The following is a 23,480-nucleotide window of genomic DNA, read 5'->3' on the forward strand; positions in this document are numbered from 1 at the left end:
TTACACTCCTTTTGCCTGTTCGACAATTTCGATTGCGTAATCGATTATTTCATTTGCGCGTTGATGTTCTTTGCTCAGGAATAAGAAGCCTAAAACCGCTTCAAATCCAGAACTATTACGGTATGTGCGGACATCTGTATTTTTCGGAACAGATCCTGATTTGGCATTGCGTCCTCTACGGAAAACAGCTTGCTCTTCTTCTGTTAAATAATTCTCTTCGATCATGCGATGCACAATATTGGACTGGGACTTGGCCGAAACGTATTTCGTTGCTTCTTTATGCAATGTGTTAGGCTTGGCACGACCCGACAATATTAAATGTTCACGAATTCTTTGTTCAAGCACGGCGTCGCCCATATAAGCGAGCGCCAGTGCATTTAATTGTATGACATCATGTGGTGTTAAATTTTGCATTTACTGTCCTCGTTTCCAGCGTGTACCTTGACGAGTATCTTCAAGAACAATATCCATGCCCAAAAGCTGGTCGCGGATTTCATCTGAACGGGCAAAATCACGGTTTTTACGGGCTTGGTTACGTTCTTCAATTAATGCCTCGATTTCTTCATCGAGTAAGCCTGCTTCTACTTTTATATGAATACCTAATACATTTCCAATTGTATCAAACATCGTTAAAATTGCCTGTAATACTTCTTTATCCGTATTCGCTTCGTTTAAATACACATTGGCAATATGGGAAAGTTCAAATAATGCCGAAACCGCATTGGCTGTATTAAAGTCATCGTTCATCGCATTTTCAAAATCAACTTTAATCTGACTGATTTTTTCAAGCCACTGTTCGCTGTTATCCCCTAAACTTGCAGAAGAAGACAGACGGTGCTCGACATTCGTATACGATGTACGAATACGGTCCAATCCGCTTTTCGCTGCTTCCACCAAATCCTGAGCGAAGTTAATCGGGTTGCGGTAATGTACTGACAGCATAAAGAAACGCAATACTTGCGGATCGATTTGCTTGCGAATATCATTCACTAAAATAAAGTTACCAAGTGATTTTGACATTTTTTCATTATCAATATTAATATAGCCGTTATGCATCCAATAACGCGCAAATGTTGTATCGTTATGCGCTTCGGATTGGGCAATTTCGTTTTCGTGGTGAGGGAATGTTAAATCCTGTCCGCCTGCGTGAATGTCGATTGTATCGCCTAAGTGCTCGCGCGCCATTACAGAACATTCAATATGCCATCCAGGACGTCCTTCTCCCCATGGTGATGCCCACTTGATTTCACCTGCTTTTGCAGCTTTCCATAATGCGAAATCCAACGGGTCTTCCTTTTTCTCACCCGCTTCAATACGCGCTCCTACTTTTAAATCATCAATCGATTGGTGACTTAACTTTCCGTAACCATTAAATTTACGTGTACGGTAATAAACATCACCTTGCGATTCATATGCATAGCCTTTGTCGATCAGCACTTTAATAAACGCGATAATATCATCCATATGCTCTGTTACACGCGGGTGGGCATCCGCCTTTTGGCATCCCAGTGCCGTAATATCTTCAAAATAAGCAGCAATAAAACGATTTGTTAATACAGAAGTTTCTTCACCCAACTCATTCGCTGCTTTAATAATTTTGTCATCTACATCGGTAAAGTTTGAAACGAACTTCACTTCATAACCTGCATATTGTAAATAGCGGCGTACAGTATCATAGACGATTACCGGGCGGGAATTTCCAATATGAATGTAATTGTATACAGTTGGTCCGCATACATACATTTTTACTTTACCTTCCTCCAACGGAATAAATGGTTCTTTTTGTCTTGTCAACGAATTGAAAATTTGAATCGTCATATTGCCTCTCCTTTTTCGTAGTACTCTTTAAATGTCATTGGTTTAAATTGTCATTTTAATAAAAAAACGCCTCTATCACCTCAAGAAGGTGACAGAGACGCTCGATGCGCGGTTCCACTCTGGTTGAAAAAGTACGAATACTTTTTCCGCTTAAAGTCCTGTAACGTGGACAAGTCGATTTAACCTACTTCAAGTTCAGTTAAATACTCAAAGGTGCATTTCAGCTTTGCCTTAACCTGGATCACTTTCAGCCGGTGATGATCCTCTCTAACAAGGGGTGCGCAGCATACTTCTCCTTCTCAACGTGCTATCACTTATGGAATTTACATTCATTTTACATCTATTTTCAGAAAAATCAATCATTTTATCCATTCTAAAAATTTGATGTTTAGTTCCAAACCTTAAAATGAATTACTCTGCAAATTTTTCAACACGAGCAATTGTTTTATCCTTGCCTAATAAAGCGATCGCATTCGGCAATTCCGGACCATGTGTTTGACCAGTTGTCACAACACGGATTGGCATAAATAGATTTTTACCTTTTACGCCTGTTTCTTTTTGTACAGCTTTAATAGCTGCTTTAATTGAAGCGGCATCGAAAGATTCTAAAGCTTCTAATTGTGTTTTAAATGATGCCATAACAGCCGGCACAGTTTCACCAGCTAACACTTCTTTTGCTTCTTCATCATATGCAATTTCTTCTGTGAAAAATAGGCTCGATAATTCTACGATTTCTGCCCCGAAGCTCATTTGCTCATGGTAAAGAGCGATTAATTCAGAAGCCCATGCATGTTGTTCTTCTGATAGCTCTGCTGGAAGTAAGCCTGCTTTTTGTAAATGTGGTAACGCTAAAGCAACTACCTCTTCATGAGACATTTTTTTAATATATTGGTTGTTCATCCATGTCAGTTTTGATTTATCGAACATTGATGGTGATTTTGACAAGCGTTTTTCGTCGAACAGCTTAATTAATTCGTCATGTGAGAAGATTTCCTCTTCTCCCTCAGGTGACCAGCCAAGTAATGCAAAGAAGTTAAACATCGCTTCCGGTAAGAAACCTAAGTCCTTATATTGTGTAACGAACTGGATGATTGACTCATCACGTTTTGATAATTTTTTGCGTTCTTCATTTACGATTAATGTCATATGACCATATTGCGGATATTCCCATCCGAATGCGTCAAAGATCATCATTTGTTTTGGTGTGTTTGATAAATGCTCTTCTCCGCGGAATACATGTGTAATTTCCATGAAGTGGTCATCCAGCACTACCGCATAATTGTATGTTGGGATACCATTTGCTTTAACAAGTACCCAGTCACCGATATCCTTTGATTCGAACGATACTTCGCCGCGAACTAAGTCATTGAACTGATACGTAACATTTGCAGGAACACGCATACGAATTGTGTGCGGGATACCAGCAGCTTCTTTTTCAGCAACTTCCTCTGCTGTTAAGTGACGGCATTTCCCATCATATGCAGGTGCAGCAACACCTTGTGCTTTTTGCTTTTCGCGTGATGCTTCAAGCTCTTCTGAAGAACAGAAACATTTGTAAGCTTGTCCGTTTTCCAGCATTTTTTCTGCATGCTCTTTATAAATATCAAGACGCTCCATTTGACGGTAAGGTGCATATGGGCCACCGATATCAATAGACTCATCCGGTGTAATGCCTAACCAGCGTAAGTTATCCAGTTGAGAAGCTTCTCCACCTTCTACATTACGGTCAATATCTGTATCTTCAATACGTACTACAAAAGTACCGTTGTGATGTTTTGCATATAAATAGTTGAATAAAGCTGTACGTGCGCCACCGATATGTAAAAATCCTGTTGGCGATGGTGCATAACGAACGCGAACTGTTTTCGTCATAAATATTGCCTCCTAATTTTAGCGTCAAAAACGCTCGACCTTTTTCACATATAAAAAATTACTTTTATATGTATATAACCGGACATTATATTGTCCAATATCGGCACAATAGATGTCTTTTAAACTTTAACCATTCTACCACTGTAAGTTATTAAATTAAAGTAGCGTGTGCCGATTTTTGACACACGCCCGCAATTTTACCCCGTATTAACGGTAAGGGAATTTTCACTTTATGCTTTAACTAACAGAATTGTTGCCATTGCTGCGATTCCTTCTTCACGTCCGACAAAACCTAACTTCTCTGTTGTTGTCGCCTTTACATTTACTTGCGAAGGTTCCGCATTCAATAGTTGTGCGATTCGGTTTTGCATTTGTGAAATATATGGAGCCATTTTCGGACGCTGTGCCATAATCGTACAATCTACATTCCCTAATTTGTATCCGCGCTCTTTAACCATTTTCCAAATGAATTCAAGTAACTTTGCCGAATCCGCATCTTTCCACTCCGGATCTGTATCAGGGAAGTGACGACCTATATCCCCTTCACCAATTGCACCTAATGCAGCATCTGTAACTGTATGTAAAAGTACATCTGCATCCGAATGGCCTACTAAGCCGCGCTCATGAGGAATTGTAATACCACCTAAAATTAATGGACGTCCTTCTGCAAATTCGTGAACGTCAAATCCTTGTCCAATTCGAAACATATCGTTGCCAGCCTACAAAGTAAGCCAGCCTTCACCTTCTTTCTGGTAATCTCATTATCATTAGTATAATCGACTTGTGCTGAAAAAGCCTTCGCAAAGCTGTTTTCTTTTCAAGGTTTCTTTTATTTTCGCTGTTTTAAAATAGCTTCCCCAAAAATCAGATCTTCCTGCGTTGTCATTTTTACATTTTCATAACTGCATTCCACGATATGAATATCATGACCTAAACGTTCGACGAGCATCGCTTCATCCGTCCCTAAAAAACCTGCCTTTTCGGCTGCATCTTCAGCTTCTGCCAATAAATCGTAACGGAACGCTTGCGGTGTTTGAACCATCCATAACGACTCACGGTCAACCGTTTCTTTAATTAGGCCATTATGGACGACCTTCATCGTATCTTTTGCCCGAACCCCTGCAATCGCTGCCCCTTTTTCATATGCAACTTTTGCAAGCTCGGCAATCTTCGGAATCGTAATAAACGGTCTTGCCGCATCATGAACAAGGACAACATCCACTGCATTCATTTCTTTAATGCATGAATGCACTGAATGTTGGCGTTCTTCACCACCTGTAGGCATACCTTTTACTTTAGCAATATTATATTTTTCGATGAGCGACTGAATAAATGGACGTTCCTCATCTTTAACAGCAAGCCAAATTCCTGTACAGTTTTCATCTTGTTCAAAAACAAGAAGTGTATGAATTAAAATTGGTTTATCAACTAAGTTTAAAAATAGTTTATTTTGCCCGGCACCCATGCGCTTTCCGCTTCCTGCTGCCGGCAAAACGACTTCATAACGCAAAATGCTTCACATCCTAATCTTCTTTTGGCTTGGCGAAAATCATACGCCCCGCTGATGTCTGAAGGACGCTTGTTACCGTAACTGTAATCGCCTGTCCAATATAACTGCGGCCGCCTTCTACAACAATCATTGTTCCGTCATCTAAATAGGCAACACCTTGATTGTGTTCTTTTCCGTCTTTTATGACAACAACTTGCATATCTTCACCCGGAATAACGACCGGTTTCACCGCATTTGCCAAATCATTAATATTCAATACTTGTACCCGGTGCAGTTCACAAACTTTATTTAAGTTAAAATCATTCGTCAGTATTTGAGCACTCATATTTTTCGCTAAGCGAACAAGCTTTAAGTCCACTTCAGATACATCTTCAAAATCAACTTCCGTAATAAGCACTTTAGACGCACGTTCATCCTGAAGACGTTTTAAAATATCAAGTCCTCTGCGGCCACGTGTACGCTTCAATGTATCAGACGAATCCGCAATATGCTGCAGTTCCGTTAATACAAACTGAGGCACGACCAAAATCCCTTCAACAAAGCCTGTTGTTGAAATATCGGCAATACGTCCATCAATGATGACACTCGTATCAAGTAATTTGTACTGCTGCTCCTGAGCTTCCTTGATAGAACCGTCATTTTGACGCTTTTTCGTGGACTTCCCGGAAAAGATCTGCAACAGCTCATCCCGTTTACTGAATCCTAACCGGAAACCGAGATAGCCGAGAACAATGGATAAAATAGCTGGAACAACATCGGTAATAACAGGAATGTTCATTTGGTTGATTGCGACACCGACCAATGTTGCTACGCATAGTCCCACGATTAAACCGAGTGTACCAAACAGTAAATCCGCTGCAGGTAATTTAAATAATACTTCCTCTAACCAAGTAATTAATTTTACAAAGTAATCAGATAACGCAAACGATAAAACGAATAACAAAGCAGCACCTATCGCAACACTGAAGTATGGATTATTAAGCCAAGGATTGGATGATAAGTTCATGAATGCATATAAGGGCGGTAAGAAAATAAGGCCTAATGCTCCACCGATAAATAAAAATGCTACTTGAATTATTTTCTTCAACATTTGTTTCACCTCCTATTTAATAATTATACATCTAAAGTTTCATTCATGCGAAGCCCAGATACCAAAAGCAAGGGCAAATAATTAACAAATCGCAAACACATTCCAATATTAGGATTTTACCCATTTTTTAAGACTATTCCCTAATTTTTTTAGTTAGATTTACACGATATTAATTCAAAAATGACGTACTTTATTCTAAATTCCCCCTACCAGTAGTTTAATCAAAATAATGCATATATTATTTCAGTATAATAGAAAATTTCAACTTAGAAGAGGAGAATACGTTTTGAATAATGCAAAAGAAGTAAAAATTTCTACTGCCGATCCTTCTGCCATTGGTTTATTTGGCTTGGCGATTGTAACATTTGTTGCTTCCACTCAAAAATTAGGCTGGACAGAGGGCTTAGGTTTGGTTATTCCTTGGGCAATATTTTTAGGGGGTATTGCACAATTTTACGCATCTGTATTAGATTCGAAGCATAATAATACATTTGGTACGACTGCATTCGGCGCGTATGGTTTGTTCTGGATGGGTGTAGGCATGAGCTGGTTCGTTCAAGCTGGTGTATTTGGTGCAACATTACAGGCTTCTGCTGATACGAATCAGCTCGGTGTTGTGTATTTAGGTTATTTAATCTTTACCCTATTTATGACGATTGGTGCAGCGGAAACAAATAAAGTTCTATTTTCCATCTTTGTCATGATCGACTTCTTATTTATCGGGCTGGCATTAAGCTCATTTGGAGTTATGGAGCACGGTATGCATTTATTAGCTGCCTACTCTGAGTTAATCATTGCTCTTTTATCACTTTACGGTGCGGGTGCCAATGTACTGAACAAGCATTTCGGCTTTAACTTCCTGCCGATTGGAAAGCCTTTTGGCATTTTCACAAAAGAAGCATTTTTAAAGAAAGAAAAAACGGTAAAAGCATAATTATAAAAAGGCATGAAAAGTATTTTTACTTTCCATGCCTCTTTTTGAATGTTCTACTAAAAACCTATCCCTATAAATTCTGGAAAGATTCCCTTAGCGCGTCACTGATTGTTTCGACGCCAACGACTTGAATGTCCGGCGGGAATTCCCAGCCGCCAATATTAGAAGCTGGAATAAATGCTCGTTTAAACCCAAGCTTTGCCGCTTCCTGAACACGCTGTTCAATTCTCGAAACGCGACGTACCTCACCGGTTAATCCGACTTCCCCGATAAAGCAGTCTGTCGGACGTACTGTTTGGTCTTTAAAGCTTGAAACAATACTTGTTAATACAGCTAAATCAATCGCCGGCTCATCCAGCTTCACGCCACCTGCAACTTTAATATAAGCATCCTGTGCCTGAAGCATCATGCCCATCCGTTTTTCCAATACCGCCATTAATAGCTGTACGCGGTTTTGATCGACCCCTGTTGCCATACGCTTCGGATAATTGAAACTTGTTGGTGTAACAAGAGACTGTATTTCCACCAGGATTGGACGTGTCCCTTCCATCGATGCAACGATCGTTGAGCCGGGAGCACCTTGCGATCGTTCCTGTAAAAACAGTTCGGATGGATTCAATACTTCTTTTAGCCCCCCGTGAAGCATTTCAAAAATCGCAATTTCATTTGTAGATCCAAAACGGTTTTTCTGACTGCGTAAAATCCGGTGGTTATGATGGCGTTCCCCTTCAAAGTAAAGCACCGTATCTACCATATGTTCCAAAATACGCGGACCGGCAATCTGACCTTCTTTTGTAACGTGACCAACAAGGAAAATTGCGATGTTTTTTGTTTTTGCAATACGCATCAGTTCCGCTGTACATTCACGTACTTGCGAAACACTGCCCGGTGCGCTTGTCACTTCCGGATGATGAACCGTTTGAATCGAATCGACAATGACAAATTTCGGTTGTACTTCATCAATTGTTTGATTTAAAAACTCCAGATTCGTTTCCGAGTAAATATAAAGCTCCGGCGTATGTACCCCTAGACGTTCAGCCCGCAGCTTCGTCTGACGTACGGATTCTTCACCCGAGATATATAAAACACGTTTTCCCTGATTGGAAAGAAGCGCCGATACTTGCAGTAATAAAGTCGATTTCCCAATACCCGGGTCGCCGCCTATTAGTACTAGGGAGCCTGGTACAATACCGCCCCCAAGTACGCGGTTGAACTCATTCATTTCTGTAGCGATACGTGTTTCTTCCTGTACTTCCACATGAATAATCGGTGTTGCCTTTGTCGCCGTTGTAGAATGCTGGAACGCACCACGCGGCCCTTTTGTGATGACTTCGACTTCTTCATTCATCGTATTCCATTCACCACAGCCAGGACAGCGCCCCATCCATTTTGCCGCTTCATAGCCACAGCTGCTGCACATAAATTTAGACTTCTTTTTTGCCATTTTGCTAGCTCCTTCGAATGTTTGTTCCTATAATTGTACACGAAACAATATCGAATACCCACTAATCTGCAGCAAACTTCTTTTTCGGTTAGCGTTTTGCATGAAAGGTTATTGTTGTAAGGCCCGTTTCAGCATTGCTACAAATTGTGCACGAGTGACTGGAGCGTTAGGTTTGTAGTTGCCTCAATCCACACCAATGATGTTACGATCAGCCAATGTACTAATAAAAAAACGAAGCAGGAAATGTCCTGCCTCGTCTGTTTTTTAGTTCGTTGCTACTTTTTCTTGTGTGCGTACAACAAACTCATCGTCTGCATAATCGAGCACGACTGTTTGCGTCTTATCTAATGTACCTTTTAACAGTTCTTCGGATAAGCGGTCTTCCACATGTTTTTGTAATGCACGACGTAATGGACGCGCACCGTATTGCGGATCGTAGCCTTCTTCCGAAATTTTCTCAAGCGCTGCATCTGTAAGCTGCAGTTCGATATCCTGCTCTTTCAGACGGTTCGTTAATGAGTTCGCCATTAATGATACGATTTCTTTTAAGTGATCCTTTTCTAATGAATGGAACACGATCATTTCATCAATACGGTTTAAGAACTCTGGACGGAATGCTTTTTTCAGCTCTTCCAGCATTGTGTTCTTCATGTCTTTGTCTTTCGATGCATTCACACCGGCACCGAACCCTACATGTTTGCGGTATTTCAGAGCATCTGCACCGACATTCGATGTCATAATGACAACTGTGTTGCGGAAATCGACAACACGGCCTTTTGAGTCAGTTAAGCGCCCGTCTTCCAACACTTGTAATAAGATGTTAAATACATCCGGATGCGCTTTTTCGATTTCATCCAATAATACAACCGAATATGGCTTGCGGCGGACTTTTTCTGTTAATTGGCCACCATCGTCAAATCCTACATAACCTGGAGGTGAACCGACTAAACGTGAAGTCGAATGTTTCTCCATGTACTCGGACATATCTACACGGATCATCGCATCTTCATCACCGAACATTACTTCAGCAAGTGCTCGTGCCAATTCTGTTTTACCGACACCTGTAGGACCAAGGAAAATAAATGAACCAATTGGACGTTTCGGGTCTTTTAAGCCTGCACGGGCACGGCGGATTGCACGGGAAATCGCTTCTACTGCTTCACCTTGACCAACTACGCGTTTGTGTAATTCTTCTTCAAGGTTTAATAACTTCGCAGATTCTGCCTGAGCGATTTTTGAAACTGGAATTCCCGTCCACATCGCTACAACTTGCGCGATGTCGTCTACATATACTGTAGACTCTTCTTTGCCTTGCTTTTCTTTCCATTCTTTTTTCAGCTGTTCAAGCTCTTGTTTCAGCTTCTGCTCTGTATCACGCAATGCAGCAGCTTTTTCAAACTCCTGACCTGAAACGGCAGCATTCTTTTCAGATCGAATGCCTTCCAACTTATCTTCCAGCTCTTTTAAATTTGGTGGAACAGTGTAAGAGCGTAAGCGCACTTTTGAACCAGCCTCATCAATTAAGTCAATTGCTTTATCCGGTAAGAAACGATCCGAAATGTAGCGATCCGATAATTTTGCAGCGGCTTCTACCGCTTCATCCGAAATTTTCACACGGTGATGTGCTTCATAGCGGTCACGTAAACCGTTAATAATTTGGATTGTTTCTTCAACAGATGGCTCATCAACTTGGATTGGTTGGAAACGACGCTCTAATGCGGCGTCTTTTTCGATATATTTGCGGTACTCATCCAATGTTGTCGCACCGATACATTGCAGTTCGCCACGTGCCAATGATGGTTTTAAAATATTCGATGCATCAATTGCACCTTCCGCGCCACCTGCACCGATCAATGTATGAAGCTCATCGATAAATAGAATAATATTGCCTGCCTGGCGAATTTCATCCATCACTTTTTTCAGACGGTCTTCAAATTCCCCACGATATTTCGTACCAGCTACAACTGTACCCATATCAAGCGTCATTACACGTTTATCGCGAAGTGTTTCCGGTACTTCATTATTGATGATTTGTTGTGCCAAGCCTTCTGCAATAGCCGTTTTACCTACACCAGGTTCCCCGATCAGTACCGGGTTGTTTTTTGTACGGCGTGACAGTACTTCAACAACACGTGTAATTTCTTTTGAGCGGCCGATAACCGGGTCAAGTGAACCTTCACGTGCTACCGCTGTTAAATCGCGGGCTAAACTATCAAGCGTTGGTGTATTTACTGTTTGCGTCATGCTTGAATTACCGCTATTGTTTGAGTCGTTATTGCCTAATAACAGTAAAACTTGTTGGCGTGCTTTATTGATGCTTACACCAGTATTGGCCAATACGCGGGCAGCAACCCCTTCACCTTCACGAATTAAAGCTAATAAAATATGCTCTGTTCCAACATATGCATGCCCTAATTTACGCGATTCATCCAATGAAAGCTCGATTACCTTTTTAGCACGTGGTGTGTAATGTACGATAGGTCCTACATCTTCAGTTCCTTTTCCAACGAGTTCTTCAATGCCATTTTCAATCATTTGCGGGCTAATATTAATTGCTTCCAATGCTTTAGCGGCAATTCCGCCACCTTCACGAATTAAGCCAAGTAAAATATGTTCAGTTCCGATTTCTTTATGCTTAAGACGAATTGCCTCTTCTTGAGCAAGTTGTAATACCTTTTGAGCACGTTGTGTGAATCGATTAAACATCATAGAAAATCCTCTCCTTTTTCCCCATTGTTTGTAGCTTCATCTTGCTCGTTTAACTTTTCTTGCAACAGCTTCGCACGATACATGTCGCGCTCAGCCGGTTGTAACGTAGTACCAATATATTGCTGAATGAGTCCAGGTTGCATAATAAGCATGCACTCATTTAGTTTACGCTGGGAAATTGTTTCTAATAATCCTAAACTTACCCCAAGACGCACATTTGATAAACAGCTTGCGGCTTCTTCACTCGTTAAAATTTTTGCATACTTCAAAGTACCGAGTGAGCGGCTTAGGCGGTCTTCCAACACGGAAGGGGCACGCATCAGCAAATTTTTGCGGGCAAGTTCTTCTTTTTTGATTACTTGCTCGACAACATCCTGAAGCTCCTGCAAAATCATTTCTTCTGATTTACCTAAAGTAATCTGGTTTGATATTTGATAAATATTTCCTAAATTTTCACTGCCTTCTCCATATATACCCCGCACTACCATTCCTAATCTTGTCATCATCTGAATTAACGGATTCATCTGCTTCATCATTGTGAGTGCCGGTAAATGGAGCATGACAGAAGCTCGAAGTCCTGTTCCGACATTTGTTGGGCAACTTGTTAAATAACCATAGCGGTCTTCATATGCATACGTAATTGACTTACTTAAGAAGCGGTCAATATTACGAGCCTTATCAAATGCTTCTTTTAAGTTCATGCCTTGCATAAGACTCTGGATGCGAATATGATCCTCTTCATTTACTAATATGCTAATGGATTCATCTTTTGTTAAAAAAAATGATCCAATTTTTTTTCTTCGTGCCAAATTCGGGCTGATTAAATGTTTTTCCACTAATATTTGGCGCTGTAAAACCGGCATATCTTTTATTTGGAAATAGGAAAACTGATATGGATTGTTATCCGAAGATAATAATGACTGCATCATTTTTTCTTCAATCAGTTGTGCTTCCTGTTCTGTAAAACTAATCGGAAATCGAGTATTGGCAATATTACGAGCAAGCCGAATGCGCGTGCTAATGACGATATCTGAATCGCTTTCGTGCTGCATCCAGCTGGGACTGGCATTCGTTAAAAAATGCTCGATGTTCATGCGTTCCCCTCACCTTCCTGTTTTATTTTACTTTCCAATTCCCTTACCTCATCACGTATGGAAGCTGCATCTTCAAAACGCTCTTCCGCAATAGCTTGCTGCAGTGATGATCGAAGCTCTTGGATTTGTTGTTCTACTTTTTCTTTTGAAGGCCCTTCTTCCACATACCCTACATGCTGAGTACCTGCCTGAAGTCGTTCAAGTAGCTGTGGTAATTGCTCGCTAAATGTTTCGTAACATTGGCCGCATCCAAATTTACCTTGCTTTAAAAACTGCCGGTACGTAAACCCGCAGGAAGGGCAGGATTTTGGGCTGTTTGTATTCGTTGTCGTACTTTCTTTTTTTGCATTCACAGGTACAAAATTGAACCAATTTGAAATAAGCTGCTGAAGAGATGCTGGCTCTTCATTTACATCAAATTGAAATGGATGAAATTGAGTAGCACATACTTCACAGTAGTGACGTTCTACTTTTTGCCCATTGTGAACTTGAGTAACGGTAACATTGGCATGACGCTGTTTACAATGCTCACATATCATAATAATCCACCTCTACTTTTCAAAAGAAATCGTTTGTAGCATCGCATGCATAATACGTGCTCTTAGCTGATCACGCAGCGGTAAAGCTACCTGTAATGTGACCCGATCTAAAGCGGCTTTCATGATGCTTCCTTCTCGCTCTGTAATAATATCCTCTTCCAATAACCGGAAAATAATACGTTCAGCATTAGTCTGAGCAATGGCGTTACCTATTTGTGTTTCCATTTCGTCCAGTAAATTTTTCTTAGAGTGGATTGTTACACGCAAAATCCGAATATAACCGCCACCACCCCGCTTACTCTCTACATAGTAGCCATGCTCGGTCGTGAAACGTGTATTGATAACGTAATTGATTTGAGAAGGAGCGCAGGCAAATTGCTTAGCTAATTCGTTACGCTTTATTTCAATAAGTCCCTGTCCCTCTAATTCAATAACTTCCTTCAAATACCCTTCAATTATGTCAGATATATTCCTCATGCTGTCTCTCACCTCTCATCAACTGACTTTGACTATCTTTGACTTAAATATACAACATTTATTTTTTGTAATGCAACTAATCACTCTTGTTTTAGGTTTCCCTATTTTTACATTAATAAATCCCTATTTATGTAAAAAAAGCGATAAGGTGTTTTTAAACAAACCTTACCGCTTTTATGAACTTTGCCAGAATGAGGATAAATTATACCCAGCGTCCGACAATTGGATAATTCCAGTGCTGATCAGATAATGCTTTTACAATACCGATAATCGGTGCAATCCAGAAGATGACCAAAAATACTAACAGGAATGGTAAACCAATTAAAACTACAGAAAGAACTCCTGCAATCGCTATTAAAATTCCGAATACAATCTGGAAAAGCAATGCCTGGATTGCTGTACGTTTTACTTCATCTTCAGAACTTATTAAGAAAAACAGAATCGGTACTAGGAATGGTGCAAAGAATGCACTGGCATGTATGATGATTTTCGACCATTTAGATTCCATTTGATATCAACCTCACTTTAGTTTATTAGCTTATTTACGGATAATATTCATAAAAGTTTCATAGAGAGGACAAAAATCCCGAATTTTATTTCGAGATTTTTAAATAACGTCGATATTTAATCAGTATGGGCCTCTATCCTTCGGGTTGTCGCCTTCCTGAGGAAATAAAAAGTAGGAAATAACCGCGGTTAGGATTGTTGCTCCGATAACTATTAATATGCGGTCACGACTGCCTACTTCTGCGTAATTATTAACGAGCATAATATACGATGCAATCGCCACCCCTAGGGACAAAGGTAAAACAAATTTCAAACGCCCTTTATGAAACTTCATCTTTACAACGCCTTTCACTATTTACTGCATCTATTTTAATAGTTATTATCTTACCTTAAATACAAATTACTGTAAATTTTAATTCTTTATAGAAATATTACTGATACTAACCGATATAAACAGTAAAATAGTATTATTTAATAAATACACGAAACGAGGAAGAACATGGGTATTCTGTTTTCAAGAGCAACAAAAGTTTCAAACAAGCCATTTTTTGATACAGCTGAGTACAGTCAGCAGGTAAATTTGGATGTTTCAAACTATCCTAACTTATATAAACAGCTTCAATTACTAAAATTAACGAAAGAGGATTTAGCCGTGATTAAACAGCTGGAGCCTTTTGCACAACAGGTAGTTCCGGTTATGGTGGAAAAGTTTTACGGTGCAATCAGCTTAAGTCCTGAACTCGTAGATATTATAGGAAGCTCAGCTCGAATGGAGCGGCTTAAAGGTACTTTAACAAAGCATTTAGAAGCGATGTTCAACTGTAATATCGATTCTAAATATATAGAGGAACGACAAACGATTGCGCATGTCCATGTCAAAATCGGCCTGCAATCAAAGTGGTATATTGCATCATTCCAATCGCTAATGACAACATTTATCGACTTTATCAGTAAAATTGAAATGTCGAATGGAGAAATGGCTAAAGCTATAGATGCCTTTTCAAAGCTGATCAACCTCGAGCAGCAGCTTGTAATTGAAGCCTATGAAAAAGAAGAACAGCGCATTCGTACTGAAAGTCTGGAAATGAAATCCCGAATTGTTGAGCGAATTCAACAAACAGCACAAGAATTAACGCATATTAGTGATCAGACAAATGCCTCGTTACAGGAAATCGCGAGTCAATCTGAAGAAATTGCTTCGAATACAACTCAAGGCTTAAATTTAGTTGCGGAAACAGAAAATAAATCAACGACAGGTACTACCTATTTAATTAACCAAACAGCTATTATGACAAACATTTTAGATCGTGTGGATACACTTGAATCATCAATGGTTAAACTGCGTCAATCATCTAAAAAAATTGCCGAGATTGTTGGATTAGTAACTGGAATTGCCGATCAGACAAACTTGCTTGCATTAAATGCATCTATTGAAGCAGCACGTGCAGGTGAACACGGAAAAGGATTTGCCGTAGTAGCTGATGAAGTTCGAAAGCTTGCTGAGGAAACTAAAAATGCGGTACAGAATGTTTCCCATTTAATTAAAGAAACGGAACTGAGTATTTCACAAATGTCTGACTCTGTATCAAGTGTTGATGAACAAGTAAAAATGAGTGTGGATACGCAAAAAAGCTTGGCGGATTCCTTTACATCCATCACAGAAGCCGTACATGGTATCAAAACGCAATATGAAAATACAAATGAAGACATTCATGCCATTTCGTCTGTTATTACCGGTTTAACACATACGACAAACAATGTATTAACTTCATCGGATTCATTGCTCCATATTGTTCAGGAGCTGCATGATTAATTTTATTTAAATACTAAAGGGATACCAAATGTTATTTGCATTTGGTATCCCTTTTATTATGCACGGCGTTTTTTTGATAATGCTCGCTTTTGTTTTCGATGCTCCTGACGAATCGGACCTGTTTCAAATAAATGGCGTTCGAAATCTGTCTCCGGTTCAACACCCGGCACTTCTTTCGGCTTGCCGTTTTCGTCAATCGCAACCATCGTTACGAAAGATTCCGTCGTTAATTTCTTTGCACCTGTTTTAATATTTCTTGATACAACCCGTACATATACTTCCATTGAAGTACGGCCTGTCCCGGAAACAACAGCTTCCAACTCAATCATATCACCTGCATAGGCAGAGGATACGAAATCTACTGAGTCAAAAGAAGCAGTAACGACTTCGCCTTGGCAATGTTTCATCGCTGCAATCGCTGCAATTTCATCAATATATGCTAACACTTTTCCTCCGAATATCGACTGATGATGATTTGTATCAGGAGGTAGTACTAATCGTGTCTGGATAGATTTTGAAAAGCTCATCGGCAGAGTATTTTTCATAACCTTCCTCCTTTCTGAACTACACTCCATGTTACTATTCAGAAGATGGAAGTGCTAGTCCAAACTATTCATAATTCAACTTCATTGTAATAAATTTTAAATCGGTCATTTCTTCCACAGCATACTTAATGCCTTCTTTACCGTAGCCGCTCATTTTGACGCCTCCATACGGCATATTATCTGTACGGAATGTCGGAATATCATTAATGATGACTGCACCTGCTTCAATCTCTTCGGCAGCTTTCATCGCATCGGTTAACACATTTGTGTAAATCCCTGCATTTAGTGCAAGTTCTGATCCGTTGACAAGGTCAATCGCTTCGTCCAATGTCTCATAAGGTACAATGGATACAATCGGTGCAAACGTCTCTTCACAAACAATTTTCATATCAGGCTTCACATTCGTCATGACAGTTGGCGAGCATGTGCGCTCTGTAAATTCAGCTCCTGCTGCAACGGTTGCCCCATGCTGTTTCGCCTCTTCAATCCAGTTTTTTATACGGCCAACCTCATCAGGATGGATCATTGCACTTACATCTGTTTTTTCATCATGCGGATCTCCGACAACTAGTTTCTTTGTCTCTTCAACAAATAATTTTGTGAACTTCTCATAAATCGAACTATGAACATAAATGCGTTGCAATGAAATACATACTTGTCCGGCAAACCCAAATGCTCCGCCTACACCGCGCTTCATAATTTTTTCAAGCGGTGTTGAAGGTTCTACGATGAGCGCCGCATTTGAACCAAGCTCCAGTGTAATTTTTCGGAGGCCGACTTTTTCTTTAATTTTCAGTCCGACCGCACCACTACCTGTAAATGTCACTTTTTTTACAAGTGGATGTGTTACAAGTGTTTCGCTCAATTCGCCGCCGCTGCCTGTCACAATTTGCAATGCGCCATCCGGTAAACCTGCTTCTTTGAAAATTTCAGCCATTACAAGAGAACTTAACGGCGTTTGAGAGGCAGGCTTTAATACAACTGTATTCCCTACAGCAAAGGCTGGACCTAATTTATGAGCTACAAGATTAAAAGGAAAATTAAACGGTGTAATTGCAGATACTACACCTAATGGAACCCGTTTTGTATAACCGATTCTGTCTTTAACGCCAGGTGCTGCATCCATCGGAATCGTTTCGCCCGTACTTTGTTTTGCCGCTTCGGCAGCGAACTGATATGTTGCAATCGTACGGTCCAATTCGGCAATACCTGCTGAAATCGGTTTAGCCGCTTCATCCGCCAATATTTTTGCAAGTTCCTGTTTACGTTCACGCATGATCGTTACAACTTTATATAGAATTTCCGCACGTTCATAAGCAGTCGTTTTTTTGAATGACTGGAATGTTTGATGGGCACCTTCAATCGCACGCTCCACATCCGCTGCTGTAGCTTTTGCCACATTTGCAAGCACTTCTCCCGTGTAAGGTGCTTTTAACTCTGTTGTTTCTTTTGTACTTTCCCATTTGCCATTAATCCATAATTTAGTCTGTTTCATTTAAATCACTCCTCACTATTGTTTACCCAATTTAAAAAATTATATCGAGAATATCGATTGCCAATAGAAATGGTAAATCGCCTATATAATCGCTCATTGTAAGAGCCTGCATAAATAATAAACTATCGTTGAAATCAGATAATGTATCATTTTCAATCAAATTTTTCAGCACAAATTGTACAGCGACCATTAAAGCATACGGTTGCATCCCCATAAACATCGAAAGTTTGGCGAGCATCCTTTCCATTTCTACAATTTCGTCGACAACTTCTGATGTAGCGCCTGCTACAGCAAGCAACGCTATATACGGATAAAATCTTTTCTTCACTTTCACACCACTATTTATAAATGACTGCCTCATCGCAACTACATATTCAGTCAATACAGGCTGAAATTCTTCATCATACAATGACAATAGCTGAGTCATTGCCTGCAGGGCATCACCGTTTTTAAATCCTGCGCTGTGCAATGCATCATAGTATTTCCGCATTGTGTCGGCAAGATTAACTGGATTACTTTGCTTCTTTGTCAGTAAAACCGCGTAGGGGATATCATCTTTTCCCGTGAGGAAGTAATGATGCTTTTTCATTTCGTCATGTAAAATTTTTGCTCTTTTCGCATGTGCTTCGTCCGTTAAAAAAAGGGCTGCAATGTGTAGATAGCCGCTGCTTTTAAACCCTGCACTCAATAATGCCTTTTCATTGGACCTTACTCGGTGAAGCTCCTGTTCAGGCTGCGGATGCAATACGAAATGTCCTAACATTTTATACGTTAATACCGATTTATTTGATGGTGTAGAGAAAAACTCGAAAAATGATTGCTTCGATTTTTGGCTATGTATACCTTTTACATTTTTCTCAAATAAAGGACCATTGAATGTTTCACGTGAAAATGTAAATTGTACCGCTAGCGGTATGCGGGCATTGCTTTGGACATCTGACCCGAAAAATAGCTCCATCCGCTCATTATTGTTTTTAAGTAATTGTATAAAAGCTGTTTGATCCATCAGTTCACACTCCTACTTATGATTATACGCCTAAAATTTTGAAGTGAAAAAATTTTGCTTATGTCCAATAGAAAAAGGGAATGCTGATTGTCGCAACAGCATTCCCTTTCCCACCATTATACTTGAAGCTCATCAAGCTCTTCTTTTGAGAAGGCCCGTGATCTAGATAAAAAGCGCTTCCCTTCCACGCCTTCCAACGAAAACATTCCACCGCGTCCATCGACGACATCAATAATAATCTGTGTATGCTTCCAATAATCGTATTGGTTTTTGTGCATATAAAACGGACTGCCGCCAATATGACCAAGCAATATATCCTGGTTGCCGATAATTAAATCGCCATCCGGATAACACATTGGGGACGAACCATCACAGCACCCCCCGGATTGATGGAACATAATCGGTCCGTGACGTTCTTTCAACTTCTCGATTAATTGTAGTGCTGCATCGGTTGCAATAACGCGTTCAACCAAATTTCGCACCCCCTCTCTTAGAAGAAGCCTAGGCGGTTTTCATCATAGCTTACTAAAAGGTTTTTCGTTTGCTGGTAGTGGCTTAACATCATTTTATGTGTTTCGCGTCCAATACCACTCATCTTGTAGCCGCCGAATGCAGCATGTGCCGGATATGCATGGTAGCAGTTTGTCCATACACGTCCTGCCTGAATACCACGGCCGAAGCGGTAAGCTGTATTCATATCACGTGTCCAAACACCTGATCCCAATCCGTATAATGTATCATTTGCGATTTCCAAAGCTTCTTCTTTCGTTTTGAATGTTGTAACAGCGACAACCGGACCGAAAATTTCCTCTTGGAAAATACGCATTTTATTGTGACCTTTAAATACAGTCGGTTTAATATAGTAGCCGTCTGCGAAATCGCCGCCTAAATCATTTTTCTCGCCGCCGATTAAGCATTCTGCCCCTTCTTCTTTACCGATTTGTAAATAAGATTGGATTTTTTCCATTTGTTCTGATGATGCTTGTGCACCCATCATTGTATCTGTATCTAAAGGGTTACCTGTTTTAATTGCTTCTACACGCTTTAATACGCGCTCCATAAATTTCTCATAAATCGACTCCTGAATAAGTGCACGAGAAGGACATGTACATACTTCACCTTGGTTTAAAGCGAATAATACAAAGCCTTCCACCGCTTTATCCAAAAATGCATCGTCTGCATCCATAATGTCCTCAAAGAAAATGTTCGGTGATTTACCGCCCAATTCCAGAGTAACCGGAATTAGATTTTGTGATGCATATTGCATAATAAGGCGACCTGTCGTCGTCTCACCGGTAAACGCTATTTTACCAATGCGCGGGTTTGAAGCTAACGGCTTACCTGCTTCCAGACCGAAGCCATTCACAACATTCAGCACACCTGGCGGAAGTAAATCTTCAATCAGCTCAACAAGTACTAAAATGGACGCCGGTGTTTGCTCAGCCGGTTTTAATACTACACAGTTCCCTGCAGCTAATGCAGGTGCCAATTTCCAGACAGCCATCAATAACGGGAAGTTCCATGGAATAATTTGTCCAACGACACCAATCGGCTCATGGAAGTGGTAGGCCACTGTATTTTCATCAATCTGACTAAGAGACCCTTCCTGTGCGCGTAAAGCACCCGCAAAATAGCGGAAGTGGTCAATGCCCAAAGGTAAATCTGCATTCAATGTTTCACGTACTGCCTTACCGTTATCCCATGTTTCTGCAACGGCCAGCATTTCTAAATTCTGTTCCATACGATCTGCAATTTTAAGTAAAATATTCGAGCGCTCAGTTGCTGATGTCTTACCCCACGCATCTTTTGCTGCATGTGCTGCATCTAAAGCAAGCTCGATATCCTCTTCCGTAGAGCGCGCCACTTTGGTAAATACTTTACCCGTTACAGGAGTAATATTGTCGAAGTACTCCCCTTTTACTGGCGGTGTCCATTTACCGCCGATAAAGTTGTCGTAACGCTCCTTGAAATTTACTAATGCGCCATCCGTGTTTGGATTTTGATACACTGCTGCCATTGAAATCTCTCCCCTTTGCACAAATTATGGTGATCATACCTTCTCATAAAAAGGTTATGCTGAAATCCATGCTGTAAAGCTCACTCTTCTGTGAGAGGTATCTTCATCTACTATATTGTCAGAAAAGTGGGATCATTTCAAATATTAAACTACAATTTTCTGATTATTTTATTATTCGCCACTCTGTTATACTGAAAAGAGAGAATACTATTATAAAAATGTATAAAACGGGTAAATTCCAGTAAAGATAGGTTTGTTCGCTATTGAAACAAGTGTCATTTTAAATGAAGTAATACAAAATTAAAGTTATATTCATGTATACTGAAGATATTCTATTAGTAGGTGAAAAAATTATGAGAATCAATAAATTTTTAGCAGAAACAGGTATCGTGTCCCGTCGCGGTGCAGATAAATGGGTAGAAGACGGCCGTGTAAAAATCAATGGGGTTGTGGCGACAAACGGCAGCCAAGTTGAAACAGGCGATGAAGTATTAGTTGACGGCAAGCCTGTAAAAAGACAGGAAGAATTAGTCTATATCGTACTGAACAAGCCTGTTGGAATTACAAGTACAACTGAAAAACATATCGAAGGAAATGTCGTGGATTTTGTAAACCACCCTCTGCGTATTTTCCATATCGGACGCCTGGATAAAGATTCAGAAGGCTTACTGCTTCTTACAAATGACGGTGATATCGTCAATGAAATCTTACGGGCAGAAAATCATCATGAAAAGGAATATGTTGTACAGGTGGACAAGCCGATTACCGATCAGTTTATCCGTGATATGAGCTCGGGTGTGGAAATTTTAGATACAACGACATTACCTTGCAAAGTAGAAAAGATTTCCTCGAAAGTATTTAAAATTATTTTAGAGCAAGGGTTAAATCGTCAAATTCGCCGCATGTGTTCTGCTCTCGGCTATTCTGTACAGCGATTACAGCGCATTCGTATTATGAATATTCATATCGGCAATTTAAAAGTCGGACAGTGGCGTGACCTTACAGATAAAGAACGAAATGAACTGTTCCAGTTACTGAACTACACACCAAAGCAGTAAGGACTTTTTATGTTTCGAACATTCCTTTATATGCAAAGGGGGTATCATCATGCTGACAATTAAACCAACCGAAAACTTAACAGGATTAACGGTAAGTGGAGACTATTGGGATTTAGATGATATTATTCAGGCGATTTATGAAGTGATCGGGGAAGAAAAGCGCTACTTTCATTATGAGGGAGTAAGACAACGCCTATTATCGTTTTGCTTAAAATTGCGCCAGGCTTCCAAAGGCGAACACCTTATCGATTTTGTGCCGAATGGTATGAATAAAGAGACGAAAAAGAAAATGAATGCCATTATTCCAGAGCGAAATATTTATTACGGGGGCAACTTTTTATTACCTGAACTTATTTTTGCAGCACTGGCATTAAATGATTTTATTTCACTTTATAAAAAAACGATAAATAATTCGGAATGGAGCATCGCGGTGACATCGGTCCGTAAATTTCAGGCACTCGTTGCTGATGCGATTGCCTCTTTCATGACCAAGGAACATTACGTGGCATTTTTAACGAGGCTTCATACAAAATCTCCTTTGTTCCATCAGTATGCAACGCAGTATGTTGATATTTTAAATTTGGAGTATTTATCATTATCCAAAGAGGAGCGTGCAGCACATATTGCATCGTTTGCTTTTCGCTTTCTGGCAGAGGATGAGACGTATAAAGTACTTGTTCAGCAGCTTTTAGGGGTGACAAGCATTTCAAAGCAATCATACCATGAAGTGGAGCTTACATTTAAATATCCGGAAGAGGATACGATCGTTTGGTAGCCTTTGAAAGAGTCTAAATAAAATAAGTCCGCTATTTTCGTTTTGAAAGTAGCGGACTTGTTTTCATTTTATAATCCGCCTAAATAAGCGGCTCTTACTTCATCGCTTTCCTGCAGTTCTTTTGCTGAACCTGTCAGAACGATTTTGCCTGTTTCCAAAACATAGGCGCGGTGGGCAACAGATAACGCCATATGTGCGTTTTGCTCCACAAGGAGTACCGTCACACCTTCCTTGTTGACCATTTCTATAATGTTGAAGATATTTTTTACCATGAGCGGTGCAAGACCCATTGATGGCTCATCCATAATGATCAGCTTCGGCTTAGCCATTAGAGCCCGGCCCATCGCAAGCATTTGCTGTTCACCGCCTGATAACGTTCCTGAAAGCTGCTTGCGTCGTTCTAACAGACGAGGGAATAACTCAAATACATGGTTTAAATCTTTCTTTATAGCCTCTCTGTCACTTCGTAAATAGGCACCCAATTCCAGATTTTCTTCCACTGTCATATTCGAGAATACACGACGGCCTTCCGGTACATGGGAAATTCCTGCCTTCACAATGGACTGTGCCGGCTTTCCATCAATTGCCGCACCTAAATATTCAATCGAGCCGCGCTTAGGTTTCAGTAAACCTGAAATCGTTTTGAGCAATGTACTTTTCCCTGCCCCATTGGCACCGATCAGTGTGACTATTTCACCTTCTTTTACTTCGAGGGAGATTCCTTTCAATGCTTGGATATTACCATAGAAGACATCGATATCATTGATTATTAGCATA

General features: G+C 40.2%; 23 protein-coding genes and 1 other annotated feature. Of the genes, 4 read left to right on the forward strand and 19 right to left on the reverse strand.

The window, feature by feature from the left end:
• From MKY51_RS17500 to MKY51_RS17525, 6 genes are all read right to left on the reverse strand, one after another.
• Positions 1–414, reverse strand: a complete 414-nt coding sequence (locus tag MKY51_RS17500) for a Mini-ribonuclease 3 (protein ID WP_339174438.1) — start codon at positions 412–414, stop codon at positions 1–3.
• Positions 415–1,818 (reverse strand): cysteine--tRNA ligase, encoded by a 1,404-nt coding sequence (gene cysS, locus MKY51_RS17505; RefSeq protein WP_339174441.1) that lies wholly within the window; start codon positions 1,816–1,818, stop codon positions 415–417.
• A 90-nt stretch (positions 1,819–1,908) separates the two neighbouring features.
• Positions 1,909–2,130 (reverse strand) — a binding site (T-box leader).
• Positions 2,131–2,229: 99 nt separating this feature from the next.
• On the reverse strand, positions 2,230–3,690 hold the full coding sequence (gltX, locus tag MKY51_RS17510) for a glutamate--tRNA ligase (protein ID WP_339174443.1): 1,461 nt from the start codon (positions 3,688–3,690) through the stop codon (positions 2,230–2,232).
• 230 nt (positions 3,691–3,920) lie between these two features.
• Complete coding sequence (ispF, locus tag MKY51_RS17515; RefSeq protein WP_339174445.1) at positions 3,921–4,397, reverse strand: 2-C-methyl-D-erythritol 2,4-cyclodiphosphate synthase; 477 nt, start codon at positions 4,395–4,397, stop codon at positions 3,921–3,923.
• 122 nt (positions 4,398–4,519) lie between these two features.
• Complete coding sequence (gene ispD, locus MKY51_RS17520) at positions 4,520–5,200, reverse strand: 2-C-methyl-D-erythritol 4-phosphate cytidylyltransferase (protein WP_339174446.1); 681 nt, start codon at positions 5,198–5,200, stop codon at positions 4,520–4,522.
• Between the two features lie 13 nt (positions 5,201–5,213).
• Positions 5,214–6,290: a PIN/TRAM domain-containing protein gene (locus MKY51_RS17525; protein ID WP_339174449.1), complete on the reverse strand. Its 1,077-nt coding sequence runs from the start codon at positions 6,288–6,290 to the stop codon at positions 5,214–5,216.
• 286 nt (positions 6,291–6,576) lie between these two features.
• On the opposite strand from MKY51_RS17525, the gene MKY51_RS17530 reads away from it, so the two are divergent.
• A complete protein-coding gene (locus MKY51_RS17530; protein WP_339174452.1) occupies positions 6,577–7,224 on the forward strand; it encodes an acetate uptake transporter in 648 nt (215 codons plus the stop codon).
• A 70-nt stretch (positions 7,225–7,294) separates the two neighbouring features.
• Here MKY51_RS17530 and radA read toward each other — a convergent pair whose 3' ends face one another.
• The 7 genes from radA to MKY51_RS17565 form a co-directional block, all read right to left on the reverse strand.
• Positions 7,295–8,668, reverse strand: coding sequence for a DNA repair protein RadA (radA, locus tag MKY51_RS17535; protein WP_079523513.1), 1,374 nt, complete (start codon positions 8,666–8,668; stop codon positions 7,295–7,297).
• 264 nt (positions 8,669–8,932) lie between these two features.
• Positions 8,933–11,377: an ATP-dependent Clp protease ATP-binding subunit gene (locus MKY51_RS17540; RefSeq protein WP_339174457.1), complete on the reverse strand. Its 2,445-nt coding sequence runs from the start codon at positions 11,375–11,377 to the stop codon at positions 8,933–8,935.
• Positions 11,374–12,471, reverse strand: a complete 1,098-nt coding sequence (locus tag MKY51_RS17545; protein WP_339174460.1) for a protein arginine kinase — start codon at positions 12,469–12,471, stop codon at positions 11,374–11,376. The genes MKY51_RS17540 and MKY51_RS17545 overlap by 4 nt, the downstream gene beginning before the upstream one ends.
• Positions 12,468–13,010 (reverse strand): UvrB/UvrC motif-containing protein, encoded by a 543-nt coding sequence (locus tag MKY51_RS17550; RefSeq protein ID WP_079523516.1) that lies wholly within the window; start codon positions 13,008–13,010, stop codon positions 12,468–12,470. The genes MKY51_RS17545 and MKY51_RS17550 overlap by 4 nt, the downstream gene beginning before the upstream one ends.
• 12 nt (positions 13,011–13,022) lie before the next feature.
• Positions 13,023–13,487, reverse strand: coding sequence for a CtsR family transcriptional regulator (locus MKY51_RS17555; RefSeq protein WP_339174464.1), 465 nt, complete (start codon positions 13,485–13,487; stop codon positions 13,023–13,025).
• A gap of 202 nt (positions 13,488–13,689) precedes the next feature.
• Positions 13,690–13,995 (reverse strand): DUF4870 domain-containing protein, encoded by a 306-nt coding sequence (locus MKY51_RS17560; protein WP_339174467.1) that lies wholly within the window; start codon positions 13,993–13,995, stop codon positions 13,690–13,692.
• 120 nt (positions 13,996–14,115) lie between these two features.
• Entirely contained in the window at positions 14,116–14,328 is a 213-nt protein-coding gene (locus tag MKY51_RS17565) for an acyltransferase (protein ID WP_339174468.1), read from the reverse strand.
• Positions 14,329–14,493: 165 nt separating this feature from the next.
• On the opposite strand from MKY51_RS17565, the gene MKY51_RS17570 reads away from it, so the two are divergent.
• Positions 14,494–15,807 (forward strand): globin-coupled sensor protein, encoded by a 1,314-nt coding sequence (locus MKY51_RS17570; RefSeq protein ID WP_339174471.1) that lies wholly within the window; start codon positions 14,494–14,496, stop codon positions 15,805–15,807.
• A 56-nt stretch (positions 15,808–15,863) separates the two neighbouring features.
• On the opposite strand, the gene MKY51_RS17575 is transcribed toward MKY51_RS17570, so the two are convergent.
• The 5 genes from MKY51_RS17575 to adh form a co-directional block, all read right to left on the reverse strand.
• Positions 15,864–16,352 (reverse strand): acyl-CoA thioesterase, encoded by a 489-nt coding sequence (locus tag MKY51_RS17575; RefSeq protein WP_008407032.1) that lies wholly within the window; start codon positions 16,350–16,352, stop codon positions 15,864–15,866.
• A 64-nt stretch (positions 16,353–16,416) separates the two neighbouring features.
• Positions 16,417–17,847, reverse strand: coding sequence for an aldehyde dehydrogenase family protein (locus tag MKY51_RS17580; protein ID WP_339174475.1), 1,431 nt, complete (start codon positions 17,845–17,847; stop codon positions 16,417–16,419).
• 31 nt (positions 17,848–17,878) lie between these two features.
• Complete coding sequence (locus tag MKY51_RS17585) at positions 17,879–18,853, reverse strand: DUF4003 family protein (RefSeq protein ID WP_339174477.1); 975 nt, start codon at positions 18,851–18,853, stop codon at positions 17,879–17,881.
• A gap of 116 nt (positions 18,854–18,969) precedes the next feature.
• Positions 18,970–19,326 carry a DUF779 domain-containing protein gene (locus MKY51_RS17590; protein WP_339174479.1) on the reverse strand — a complete coding sequence of 119 codons (357 nt, stop codon included), beginning with the start codon at positions 19,324–19,326 and terminating at the stop codon, positions 18,970–18,972.
• Positions 19,327–19,343: 17 nt separating this feature from the next.
• Positions 19,344–20,870, reverse strand: a complete 1,527-nt coding sequence (gene adh, locus MKY51_RS17595) for an aldehyde dehydrogenase (protein ID WP_339174481.1) — start codon at positions 20,868–20,870, stop codon at positions 19,344–19,346.
• Between the two features lie 353 nt (positions 20,871–21,223).
• Between adh and rluF the strand changes: the two genes are divergently transcribed.
• Entirely contained in the window at positions 21,224–21,928 is a 705-nt protein-coding gene (rluF, locus tag MKY51_RS17600) for a 23S rRNA pseudouridine(2604) synthase RluF (RefSeq protein WP_339174482.1), read from the forward strand.
• 49 nt (positions 21,929–21,977) lie between these two features.
• Positions 21,978–22,703 (forward strand): hypothetical protein, encoded by a 726-nt coding sequence (locus tag MKY51_RS17605; protein WP_339174484.1) that lies wholly within the window; start codon positions 21,978–21,980, stop codon positions 22,701–22,703.
• A 68-nt stretch (positions 22,704–22,771) separates the two neighbouring features.
• Here the strand turns inward: MKY51_RS17605 and MKY51_RS17610 are convergent, their stop codons facing one another.
• Entirely contained in the window at positions 22,772–23,479 is a 708-nt protein-coding gene (locus MKY51_RS17610) for an ABC transporter ATP-binding protein (protein ID WP_339174485.1), read from the reverse strand.
• Position 23,480: the final 1 nt, after the last annotated feature.

The organism is Solibacillus sp. FSL R5-0691 (genome assembly GCF_037974225.1).
In the GTDB taxonomy this organism is placed as follows: Bacteria; Bacillota; Bacilli; order Bacillales_A; family Planococcaceae; genus Solibacillus.